The organism is Daejeonella sp. JGW-45 (genome assembly GCF_029360805.1).
Lineage (GTDB): Bacteria > Bacteroidota > Bacteroidia > Sphingobacteriales > Sphingobacteriaceae > Daejeonella.
This window is the reverse complement of record NZ_JARKNC010000008.1, coordinates 102338-114632: the sequence shown is the minus strand read 5'-3', so window position 1 is coordinate 114632 and position 12295 is coordinate 102338. Positions and strand designations below refer to the sequence as shown.

Sequence of the window (12295 nt, the reverse complement as noted above, 5' to 3'; positions counted from 1 at the left end):
TATTGTTTATTTGAAGTTTTAATATGAGATTATTGAGGTTATTTATTCTTTCCGCATGTTTGTGCTTGCTGGCAGGCGTTCAGGTTTTTCCACGGCCGGTAAAAATGCTTAGGAGTACTTCTTCTTATCTAAAATTATCCAAAGCAAAGCAACCCAATGTAATCATCTTTTTTTGTGATAATCTGGGATACGGGGATATTGAGCCATTTGGCTCCAAAGTGAACAGAACGCCCAATCTGAATCAGATGGTCAAAGAGGGCAGAAAATTTACAAGTTTTTATGTGACAGCGGGAGTTTGTACCCCTTCCCGCGCTTCAATTATGACGGGATGCTACTCTCAAAGAGTTGGCATGCACCTGAATCCTCGTGATGGTTATGTCATTCGCCCGATTTCGCCATATGGACTTAATCCCAATGAGATTACTGTCGCTGAAGTGTTAAAGGGTAAGGGGTATAAAACCGGCCTGATAGGGAAGTGGCATCTGGGGGATCAAACCCCTTTTTTACCTCCTGCACAGGGCTTTGATTATTTTTTCGGTATTCCTTACAGCGATGATATGACCCAGGATGTCGGTCAGCGATTGGGAGATCGCTATGATGGCTATCGTTGGCCTGCATTGCCATTAATGCTCAATAATAAAGTAATTGAAGCCGGAGTTGACAGGAATTTACTCACCAAAAGATATACAGAAAAGGCACTGGAATTTATTAATGAGAATAAAGAATCACCCTTTTTTCTTTATCTTCCACAGGCAATGCCGGGAAGTACAAAGACCCCTTTTTCCAGTGATGCCTTTCGGGGGAAAAGCAATGGTGGATTATGGGGAGACAGTGTTGAAGAGTTGGATTGGTCGATCGGGCAGATCATGAAAGAATTGGTCCGGCTGGGTATCGACCGAAATACCTTGTTAATATTCACATCCGACAATGGTGCTCCAATGACAGAGGATAGTTCAAGTATTGAAATCGGAACGAATAAGCCGTTGTTTGGCAGGGGGTACACTACAGCAGAGGGTGCTTTCCGGGTTCCTGCCATTATGTGGTGGCCGGGAACTATACCAGGTGGAACAGTGTGTACTGAGTTTGTGACCACTATGGATGTTTTACCAACCCTTGCTGCGCTTTCTGGTGCTAAAATCCCAAATGACCGGATCATCGATGGTTATAATAACCGGTCAGTAATTGTAGGCAAGAAAGGAGCGAAATCACCATACAAGGTATTTTATTATTACAATGCAGATCAGTTACAAGCAGTAAAATCTGGTCCGTGGAAGCTATTTGTGCCGCTAAAGAGTTTTGTTCAACATCCGCATTTCAAAAAAGGAGAGGGTGAAAAGCCGCTATTATTCAATGTTGAAGAAGATATTTCTTCGGCTTATAATTTAGCTGAAAAGTATCCGGAAATTGTCATCCGGTTAATGGACTTGGCGGAAAAGGGGCGTGAAGATTTAGGAGATACTGATCGTCCGGGGGCAAATCAAAGACCACCGGGAAAGGTTGATAACCCTGTTCCGGTCGTTCTATAATAATTTAGTAATATTGAAATGAAACCTGTATGAGCTTACGGCTAACAAAAGAGTGAAAGTACAAGGTTTCGCAAGTTTAAACTAAGGTGTTGACTATCGGTAAAACGAAACTTAATCTATAATGAAACCATCCTGAGCATGCCTCTCACAAACTATAATGTATATGCTCAGGATAGCCCGTCCGAACGGTGTTCAGCCGGGCGGGCTTCATCACCGCTAAAAAACAAATTATGTACTGATGAAAAAGACAATAGGAGGTTTTAAAAGCCGAACGAATATTTTCAAAATATCTTGCGGGTCTGATGGTTACATACCTGTGGGGGAGGGAGTGCAAACGCATTTTTTTGCCACAATGTCCAGGTCCCGTTTTTTGTCGCTCTGTATTCCTGTTTTACTTTTTAGTTACTTGTTCTTTAACGCCCGGAATGGATTTGCTCAGCCGGCTAAGGTTTTCAAGGCCGGTGCTGCGACGAGTAATATTACACCTAAAATAGGGACGTCGATCAACGGTAACATGAAAGACGGTATTGTAAGACAGATTCACGATGAAACTCATGCGAGATGTATCGTATTGGATGATGGTCAGACTAAACTGGCCATGCTCACTGTCGACCTTTGTATGATTTACAGGGAAGAACTGGATGCAGCTAAAAGCAGGGCACATGAATTAACCGGTATTCCTGTAGAAAACATGATGATGTCCGCGATTCACACGCATTCAGGCGGGACTGCCTGTTCGGTCTTTCAAAGTGACCCGGATCCGGAATATCTGAAATTCCTCAGGGAGAGAATCGCCGACGCGGTTGTACGGGCAAATAATAATCTCGTTCCAGCCCGTATCGGCTGGGCCGTTGGAAAAGAGCCCAGTCAGGTATTTAACCGCCGTTGGAAAATGAAACCCGGTAAGCCATTAATGAATCCTTTCGGTGGGGTAGATCAGGTAAAGATGAATCCGGGCGTCGGTAATCCGGATCGTCTGGAACCATCCGGTCCGACAGATCCGGAACTACCTATTATTTCAGTACAAACTCCCGAAGGCAGACCGATCGCCCTGCTTGCAAACTACTCCTTACACTATGTAGGTGGAACAGGCTCCGGTGAAATCTCAGCCGATTATTTTGGAATGTTTGCAGAACGTATGAAAGCATTGCTGGAGTCGGATAATACGAGTTTTCCGCCATTTGTGGCAATGCTGTCTAATGGAACAAGTGGCAATATTAATAACATCAATTGGTTTGCAAATGAAGCTCCGCCTGTTTTGCCACCATACGAGAAAATGCGTCAGGTTGCTAATGTTGTGGCTGCCGAAGCTTATAAAACCTATCAAACTATCCGGTACCAGGATTGGGTTTCTTTAAGTTCTGCACAAACAGAGATTAATTTAGGGGTACGCCACCCTGAAAAGGAAGAGATCGAAAGGGCAAAAGGAATCATCGCCAAAGCAAAAGGCCCGGTAATGAATACGGCGGAGGAAATCTATGCCCGGGAAACTATGCTGATGAAGGATTTTCCCAAACAAGTGCCGTTGATCCTGCAGGCTTTTCGTATAGGAGATCTGGCGGTTACGGCGGCGCCTTGCGAAATATTTGTTGAAATCGGATTGGACATAAAGGCCAAAAGTCCTTTTAAGCCAACTTTTACCACTTCACTGGCCAATGGTTACAATGGCTATTTGCCTACTCCCGAGCACCATAAGCTCGGAGGTTACGAAACCTGGCGTGCACGCTCCAGTTACCTGGAGGTGGATGCTTCCACCAAAGTAAGCAGTGTGCTTTTTGAATTGCTGAATAAACTTAAAAATGAACAAAATAAATAATGGACCAAGGAACCAACTGCTAAAGAGCAAAGAATAAAGAACAAAGAACAAAGAATAAAGAACAAAGAATAAAGAACAAAGAATAAAGAATAAAGAATAAAGAGCAAAGATGTTTCACGGGCAATTTATCTCGCATCTCAGAATAATATACAACAGTTTTATGAATAGATTTAACTTTAAAGGATATCGATTTTTCGGCCTGTTATTAATAGTGTTTGCAATTACAATAGCTGCTTTACAACCTGATCCGCGCACTGTCAGATTAAAGAAGGCACTGGACAGTTTTCAGGTGGAGCCGGGCATGCGAATTGACCTTATTGCCGCGGAGCCCCTTGTAATTGATCCAGTTGCTATTGCATTTGATGAAGACCGTCAGATGTATGTCGTTGAGGATCGGGGATATCCGGATCCTGCCGAGGGAGGGTCACCAACGACCCTTGGACGCATCGCATTGTTAAAGGATACAAATGGTGACGGGACTTACGACAAACGAAGCGATTTCGCTACAGGTCTTACTTACCCTAACGGAATAATGCCGTGGAGAGGAGGGGTTTTTGTAACGTGCTCTCCGGATATTTACTACCTTAAGGATACGGATGGTGATGGGATAGCAGATATCAAGAAGGTGGTGCTCACCGGTTTCTTTGCGACGCAAACTGCACAGATCAGGATGAGTCATCCTACATTGGGTATGGATGGATGGATCTATGTGACTGCCGGACTTAATGGTGGAAATGTAACTTCCCCCGAGCATCCTGATCGTCCTGCGGTCGCTTTTAAACAAACAGACGGACGTTTTAATCCGGAGACCCTTGAGTTTCAGGTTACAGGAGGAAAGAGCCAGTTCGGTTTGACGTTTGACGCTTATGGACGGCGTTTTGGCTGCTCAAACCGGCATCCGATTATGCATTCCGTAATTGAGCCATGGTATCTTCGCAGAAATGCCAACCTTCTTTTTAATGAGACTGTACAAAATGTTTCCAAAGTAGAAGCAGAGGCTGTAGTTTATCCAGTGAGCAGATCGGTTACCAGCGCGGATTTTATCCCTAAGTTGATTGGCCGTTCACATGCAGGGACATTCACTGCGGCTAGTGGTTTAATGGTGTTTAATGGTACCGGACTTACGCCTGCTCATCAGGGTAATATTTTTATTTGTGAATCAGCGCAAAATCTTGTGCAACGTCAGATCGTACAGCCGCAGGGAGTCTCGTTCAGCTCAAAGACGGCTTATGAAGGTAGAGAGTTCTTGTCGTCGACGGACGAATGGTTCCGCCCGGTGTCTGTTCAACACGGCCCCGAAGGAGGACTTTACATAGCCGATATGCACCGCAAAGTAATCGATCATCCGGCTTATGTGCCTGAAGAAGCCAGGGGTGGGCTGGACTGGGAGAGCGGGAAGACAGATGGAAGGATCTATCGCGTCGTCCGGAAAGATTTCGTTCAAAAGAAATATGATCGTAACACCGGACTCAGTTCGGCTTCATCAACAGCAGATCTGGTTAAATACCTGTCGTCTGCGGAGGAATGGGAACGAAGTACTGCGCACAGGTTATTGTTAGAACGCAATGATAAAGCTGCAGTCCCGCTTACAAGAAAGATTGCTGTTGAATCAGCTTTTCCTGAGAGCCGGGCTCGGGCGGTCTGGCTGCTTAATTCCTTAGGGTCTTTGGATGAAGTTACTCTAAAAAAGGTTTTGACGGATAAGGTATCTGGTGTGCGCGAGCAGGGAGTATTACTGGCCGGCAGTAAACTACCGGAATATCCCAATCTTGCACAAGCTGTTATAGCCGCTTCGGGCGATGAGGCTATCCGCGTTCGGTTTAATAGTGCGCTTGTATTAGGTTCTATGGAGGGCTCGCAGGCTGTTCAGGCGCTTGCCAGACTGGCGGCAAAAGACGGAGCCGACAAGTGGTTCCGTGCTGCGATCTTAAGCGGTATCGACAAACGCATGCCAGAGTTCTTAACTACTTTCAGGGCACAGCAAAATGCAGAGCCGGTAGCGTTCGCATCGGTAATGAAAGAACTCGGGCGTTTGTTTGGGAACGGTGGCTCAGCCGAGGAAGCCCGTGTACTTTTACAGGAAGTATTAGCATCCAGCGGCGAAGCGGAGTGGCGAATTGCTACAATGCTTGGATTGGCGGAGGGAATTAGTGGCAGGTCGAAGGAATTCGGATCGTCTCCAAAAGGCTTGTTATATGCAATACAGGGAAGTACGGTGCCGGCATCTGATGTTGCGGCTCTGGACAAGTTTCTGGGCAACGTTCTCGCTATTGCCGGAGATCAGACGGAAAAAACCAGGCTGAGGACATCAGCAACAGCCTTGCTGGGCTATACCAGTTTTGAACGAAGCCATGCTGCACTTCAGAAAATGATCGTTCCGAATACCCCGCCGGATTTGCTATTAGAAGCTATAACAGCATTTTCACGCTTAAATGACCCGCGCGGCGCGGCCATACTGCTTAATAAGGAAGCCTGGTCAGCATACACGCCCCGTGTCAAATCGGCTGTGGTAGCCGCCGTGGTTTCAAAACCGGCATTTATTAATGAGCTTTTTGCTGTGATCGAGAAGGGAGCCATCACCGGAGCCGAGCTGTCCTCAGCAGATCGTGTACGTTTAATGTCCGACAAGAATCCGGAGATAGGTGAAAGGGCAAAAATCCTGTTTAAGGAACTTGAGGGTGGCGACCGGATGAAGGTTTATCAAGAATATAAAAATGCGCTCGCAACTTCCGCCAATGCTCCAATGGGAAAAGCTGTATTTCAGAAAGCTTGTTCCGCATGCCACACTTACAAAAATGAGGGGGGCAAAGTCGGACCGGATCTGACTGGAGTGAAGAACCAGCCTGCTGATGCTCTGCTGCTGCATATACTTGTTCCAAACTATGAGGTTTTGCCGGCTTACCAGTCTATATCGGTTCGAACTAATGACGGCCGTTCGTTTTCAGGGTGGTTGGTTTCTGAAACGGAAAATAGTTTGACTCTGCGCACAACCTTCGGAACGGATGAAGCGATTCTTAGAAGAAATATTTCTTCTCTAAGTAATTCAGGTTTGTCACTCATGCCCGATGGGCTGGAGCAAGCTATCACTAAAGATGAAATGTCCAAACTGATAGCGTATCTGAAAGCAGGGGCATAAAAGATAACTCAGGGTGATCAGTAATATAATACCACAATAGCTGATGGTAGGTATACCATCCCTTAATATAGTATTTTACCTCAACAGGCGGCTGCATGTATAGAATACCATGAAGAAGAAAATATCCCGGCGTAAATTAATTAAAGACGCTGCGCATGCAGGACTGGCTGCGACACTTATGCCGCTGTCAGGTTTTGCTGACATTAGCCAGAAAAAAGGTAGTCTGATCGCTACCGAAAATGAGAAACCAGGCACAACAGATTGGCAGCTCACATTCATCAAAACAGAACAATTTCGATCTAAACTTATCGAAGGCTATTGTTCTAAAACTAGCGTACGTTCCGGAGAAACCTTAGACATTTTCTTAAACGCTGCATCACAGACAGATATAGCGATCGACATCTACAGGATGGGTTATTACGGTGGCAAAGGCGGGCGGTTTGTAAAAAGATTGGGGCCGTTTTCTATTAGTCCTCAGGCTGTACCACCGATTGCTGAAAACCGGTTACGCCAATGCGATTGGAAAACCGCCACGTCTCTATCCATTCCAAAAGAGTGGCTGAGCGGTGTTTATCTTGGAAAGCTTTCCTGTTCTGCGCATCGCTACGAGAGTTATATTATCTTCATAGTACGTGACGACCGGAAGGCAGATATCATGTTTCAAACGAGTGATACCACCTGGCAGGCTTACAACAAATGGCCGGACACATATTCCCTTTATGACAGCGACCCGCCTCAACAGCCGCTTAGTGCCAGAACGTGGGTCAGCTTTGATCGCCCGTACGGCAAATATCCTCAGGTGGTAGATCAGCCTTTGTCCCAAGGTTCCGGCGAATTTCTATTGTGGGAATATTCGTTGTGCTATTGGCTTGAGAAACACGGCTATGACGTTACATATTGTTCGAATATAGACACCCATGCGGATCCGGCAGGTCTTGATCGCGTTAAATGTTTCCTTTCTGTAGGTCACGATGAGTATTGGACTCTGAAAATGTTTGAGAATGTTAAAAGTGCTGTTGCCAGGGGCTTAAATGCAGCTTTCCTCTCGGGAAACTCTTTAATGTGGGTGATAGATATGCAGGGCAGTGTTAATGTCGACATCTCAGCTCTTGATGTACCCTCAGGGTTAAGCAAGTCTGGCGGCGAGCGCCTGCCATTAAAACCGGATGCTTCACCCGATCCGAACCGGATCATACACCGCATAGGCCGCTTTGGTGGTTTTAGCGAAGCGGAAAAAGGACTTGGTATTATGGGTCCTTTTGAAAGGGATGACTGGCCGAACGAAAATACCCTGATCGGGGCCCGGACAATGTATCCCTTCAATGGTTCGGCTGATTGGATTGTGAGCAAGCCTGATCATTGGATTTTTGAGGGTACCGGTATGAAGAAGGGAGATAGAATTCGGGGCCTTGTTGGATGGGAACATCATGGTGATCCGGCAAAGATTCCAGGTTTGGAAGTCGTTGCTGAGGGTACAACAACCAATAGTGGAGAGCAGAAGTCATATTATACAGCAACGGTATACCCCGGGCCCAAAAACAATTGGGTATTTAATGCTGCAACCATCTACTGGTCATTCGGACTTGCAGTTCCGCCGGGAGTGATAACTCCGAACTCGCATTTTGGCCGTCCCCATGGCGAGGACGAGCGCGTGCAGAGGATTACCGCCAATTTTTTAAAACGTTGCGGCATTTAGCCTTTTTCGCGATGCCAGTAGAGGCACAGTTCTGGTTGGAACGATGCCTGAGATTATTTGTTAATTTTTGACACTATTATCATGAGATATTTATTACTGGTCTTTCAAAGCACCTACAAAAAAGTGATAGGCCTTACTATAATAGGTTTTGCTGTTCTGTTTTTTATTAGCAGCAAAGAAAAGGAGATCATTGTAACAGATTTAGACGGACTTAAGGTCCCCGAGGGCTTTTCTATCGAGCGTGCAGTTGATCCTGCAATGCTTTCTTATCCAATGTTTGCTTCTTTCGATGGCGAGGGCCGGCTTTTTGTTTTTGAATCGGACGGGAGTTCGCCCGAATCCAATAAGGCCATGTTAGAGAATCCACCTTATCACATCCGCCTCCTGGAAGATACGGACGGGGATGGCATCTTTGATAAGAGCAAGATCTTTGCCGACTCGCTGACATATCCTAAGGGTGGTGTTTTTTATAGGGGCAGCCTTTATGTGAGCTCGTCTCCCGATCTGTTACGCCTTACGGATACCGATGGTGATGGTGTAGCTGATAAGCGTGAAGTGGTCCTTACCGGCTGGGTACTGCACGCTAACGGCGCTTTGCTCGGCGGTCCGTTTATGGGTCCCGACGGATGGTTGTACCTGACTGACGCCAGACGCGGGTTTGATATTACAACCAAAGAGGGAAAAAATCTTAAGGGGGGTTCTGCCAGGATTTGGAGATGCAGGCCTGATGGCTCAGGACTGGAATCAATGTCGGGGGGTGGTTTCGACAATTCTATTGAAATTGCATTTATGCCGTCAGGAGAGACGGTTGGTACGATGACCTATTTTGTTAACCCCGAAGGGGGGATGCGGGATGCCCTGATGCACTGGGTCGAAGGAGGGGTGTTTCCGAAATCAGGGCCTGTGATCGGGAATGATAAACTAAAGATGACCGGTGACCTGATGCCGGTGATGACTAAAATGGCCCGGGTGGCTCCATCTGGCCTGATGCGTTACCGGGGTTCTGCCTTGGGGAAAGAGTATAGTACCAATATCTTTAGTGCCGAATTTAATACGGGGCGTATAATGCGCCATCAGGTTAGTGCTGAAGGGGCGTCATATAAAACCATTGATGAACCGTTTATAACTTCCACAACCCAGGATATCCACCTGACGGATGTGTTGGAAGATGCCGATGGAAGTATGCTGGTGCTGAATACCGGCGGCTGGTTCATCCTCGGATGCCCGCTATCAAGAGTAGCAAAGATGGATGTCAAGGGTGGAATCTACCGGATCCGGAAGAATGGTGCACCAAGGGTAAGCGACCCCTGGGGGAAGAAACTGAACCTCGGATCACTCCCGGTTCAAACCCTGGCCTCCCATATTAAAGATCCGCGCCTGGCAGTTCGCGACAACGTAATTGAGCGTTTGGTTGAAAAAGGGGAATCAGCTGTTGGTGCAATTAAAAACACCTTGCTTCGTTCCGAAAATGCGGAGATCCGTGCTGCAGGGATATTTGCCCTCTACAGGATCGGTACAGCCAATGCGATAAAAGAAGCACGCCTGGGTCTGAATGATGTCAGCGAGGTTGTCAGAACTTCAGCAGCCCGTGTCATGGGCCTGGCCAAAGATAAGGTCTCAGTAGACAAATTGATGGAGCAGGTGCAAAAAGACAAGCCTTCGGTTCGCCGTCAGGCGGCCACAGCCCTGGGCCAGATCGGCGATAAGCGTGCTGTACCGGCTTTGTTGAATGCGAGCGCCACGAATAAAGACCGCTTTGTGGATCATTCGATCATCTATTCGCTGATCACCCTGAAAAGCACCGCTCCGCTGATCGCCGCCTTGAAGAATTCTTCCCTTGCGGTGAGGAGATCCGCTCTGATAGCCCTGGACCAAATGGATGGATCGGTGTTGGGCAGAGAGCACCTGGTTCCTTTCCTGAACAGCCAGGATGCGGAATCCCGTAAAGTTGGTATCTGGGTTGCTGCTCATCGTCCGGAATGGTCTGATGTGGTGATCAGCTTCCTGAAAGAACGACTGGGTAGTGCGGAACTTTCAGCTACTGACCTTACAGCTGTTCGTGACCTGATGGTTACCTTTAGTGCCAATAAGCCTTTACAGCAATTTCTGGCTGAACAGCTTGCCGACACGGCGACTCCTGTGGCAAGACAGGCTTTATTGATCGATGTGATCACACATTCCCCGGTCAAGGAATTTCCGGCTATCTGGGTTGATCAAATGGGCAGGCTGCTGCAAAGCGGAAGTGCGGAGATCAAATCACAGATATTGGGGCTCATTGAGTCGCGGGGGATCAAAGCCTTGAATGATGAATTAAACAGCATCGTTCAGAACCCGGCTACGTCTTCAGATTTCCGGCTGAATGCATTAAGTTCCAGGCTTCTTTCGCAGCCAGCCGTTTCAGAGGATGAATTCAGGATGGTGCTGGGTTATCTGGAGGCCAGGCACGAATCCCCGGTGAGACAACTGGCGGCCCGTGTACTCTCAAAAGCGAAGCTGAACGATAGCCAGCTGATCGAGCTGGCCAATGAACAGGTTGCTAAAACAGATGTTTTTCTGCTGCCAAGCCTGGTAGGTGCTTTTGGATCAAACAGTAATGCAGAAGTGGGGAAGGCTTTTGTTCAATCCCTTGGAGCTTCAGCCGACCGCCTGGATAACCTGTCGGAGCAGGACCTGCAGTCCCTGTTGGATAAATACCCTCAGGCGATTAAAACATCGGCAGATCCTTTGATTGCAAGGCTACGCGAGCGAAATGCAGCCCGCCTTTCGGAATTGCAGGCCATAGAAGCTCGCCTGACACGGGGGGACGTGGCCCAGGGTGCCAGGATATTCTTCGGCAAGGGGATCTGTTTTTCATGCCACGCAGTGGCTAACAAGGGTGGCAAGTTTGGGCCCGATCTGACCAATATCGGACAGATCCGCTCTGGTCACGACATCCTGGAAGCCATTTTATATCCGGGTGCAAGCTTCGCCAGGGAGTATGAAACCAGTAAGGTGATCACTAAATCTACCACACATGTGGGTGTGATCAAAGAACAATTCCCTGATGCGCTGACAGTAGAAGTTGGGCCGGGTGTGCTTATCCGCGTTCAACGCTCGGAGATCACCGGAATCGAGCCTGTGGAGGTATCGATGATGCCGCCGGGACTCGATAAGCAATTGTCCAATGAAGAATTATCAGATTTAATGGCTTATCTTAACTCACTTCCCGACGGACTGGGCACGATCAGAAAAAAGAATTAAATAATCGACTAAACATATATTAAAATGAAAAGAACACTTTTAGTTTCTATTGCGCTGATTTCTTCCCTGATAATAATTGAGGGCTGCGGTACGGCAAAAACAAATCCAGGTCAGGTCAAAGTCGACCAGTCCAAAGCTATCAGCTTATTTAATGGCAAAGATCTTAGCGGCTGGTATACCTTTGTTAAAGGCCGTGGAACAGGTATTGATCCTAAAAAGGTGTTTACAGTGGATGACGGATTGATTAAGATCTCTGGTGAAGAGTATGGATGTATTACCACTAATGAGGAATACAGCGATTACAAACTGACCGTTGACTTTAAATGGGGATCAAGAACCTTCGCTCCCAGAGTAGATAGAGCAAGAGATAATGGTATACTTCTGCATTCAACCGGCGCCGATGGTGGCTATTCAGGTACATGGATGTATTCAATAGAGTGCCAGATTATTGAAGGGGGTACTGGCGACTTTCTCGTAGTAGGAGATGGCTCAGACAAGTTTTCACTTACAAGTAATGTAGCACCTAAAAAACCAGGAGGCGGAAATGTTTACATGCCAGGAGGGCAGCCATTGACTATTAACAAAGGCAGGATCGATTGGTTCGCACGTGATCCGAACTGGAAAGATGTTCTTGGTTTCAGGGGTGAGAAAGACGTCGAAAAAGAAGTAGGAAAATGGAATAGAATTGAATGCATAGCAGATGGCGACAAAATCGATGTCTATCTGAACGGCGTTCTTGTTAACCAGGCCTATCGCGTAAAGCCAACCAGGGGAAAAATCCAGATCCAGTCTGAGGGCGCAGAGATGTTTGTCAGGAAAGTGGAACTAGTTCCTTTGGCATCGAAATAGATTAATTTAATCTCGTCAGACAAATTGATGGA

General features: G+C 47.0%; 6 protein-coding genes. All 6 read left to right on the top strand.

Translation table 11 applies throughout. The features are described 5' to 3' along the window. Positions 1 to 23 precede the first annotated feature (23 nt). Positions 24 to 1526 carry a sulfatase gene (locus tag P2W76_RS09975; RefSeq protein ID WP_346429830.1) on the top strand — a complete coding sequence of 501 codons (1503 nt, stop codon included), beginning with the start codon at positions 24 to 26 and terminating at the stop codon, positions 1524 to 1526. Positions 1527 to 1764: 238 nt separating this feature from the next. Further along, positions 1765 to 3342 carry a hypothetical protein gene (locus P2W76_RS09970; protein ID WP_276347667.1) on the top strand — a complete coding sequence of 526 codons (1578 nt, stop codon included), beginning with the start codon at positions 1765 to 1767 and terminating at the stop codon, positions 3340 to 3342. Between the two features lie 160 nt (positions 3343 to 3502). Continuing rightward, entirely contained in the window at positions 3503 to 6478 is a 2976-nt protein-coding gene (locus tag P2W76_RS09965; RefSeq protein WP_276347666.1) for a PVC-type heme-binding CxxCH protein, read from the top strand. A 109-nt stretch (positions 6479 to 6587) separates the two neighbouring features. After that, complete coding sequence (locus P2W76_RS09960) at positions 6588 to 8174, top strand: N,N-dimethylformamidase beta subunit family domain-containing protein (RefSeq protein WP_276347665.1); 1587 nt, start codon at positions 6588 to 6590, stop codon at positions 8172 to 8174. Positions 8175 to 8255: 81 nt separating this feature from the next. Next, complete coding sequence (locus tag P2W76_RS09955; RefSeq protein WP_276347664.1) at positions 8256 to 11414, top strand: PVC-type heme-binding CxxCH protein; 3159 nt, start codon at positions 8256 to 8258, stop codon at positions 11412 to 11414. 24 nt (positions 11415 to 11438) lie between these two features. Further along, positions 11439 to 12263, top strand: a complete 825-nt coding sequence (locus P2W76_RS09950; protein WP_276347663.1) for a DUF1080 domain-containing protein — start codon at positions 11439 to 11441, stop codon at positions 12261 to 12263. The last annotated feature ends 32 nt before the right edge of the window (positions 12264 to 12295 follow it).

Excerpts from the sequence above, each read along its gene's own strand:
- P2W76_RS09965 (WP_276347666.1), top strand. The coding sequence starts at position 3,503 with ATGAATAGATTTAACTTTAAAGGATATCGATTTTTCGGCCTGTTATTA.
- P2W76_RS09975 (WP_346429830.1), top strand. The coding sequence starts at position 24 with ATGAGATTATTGAGGTTATTTATTCTTTCCGCATGTTTGTGCTTGCTG.
- P2W76_RS09955 (WP_276347664.1), top strand. The coding sequence starts at position 8,256 with ATGAGATATTTATTACTGGTCTTTCAAAGCACCTACAAAAAAGTGATA.
- P2W76_RS09960 (WP_276347665.1), top strand. The coding sequence starts at position 6,588 with ATGAAGAAGAAAATATCCCGGCGTAAATTAATTAAAGACGCTGCGCAT.
- P2W76_RS09950 (WP_276347663.1), top strand. The coding sequence starts at position 11,439 with ATGAAAAGAACACTTTTAGTTTCTATTGCGCTGATTTCTTCCCTGATA.
- P2W76_RS09970 (WP_276347667.1), top strand. The coding sequence starts at position 1,765 with ATGAAAAAGACAATAGGAGGTTTTAAAAGCCGAACGAATATTTTCAAA.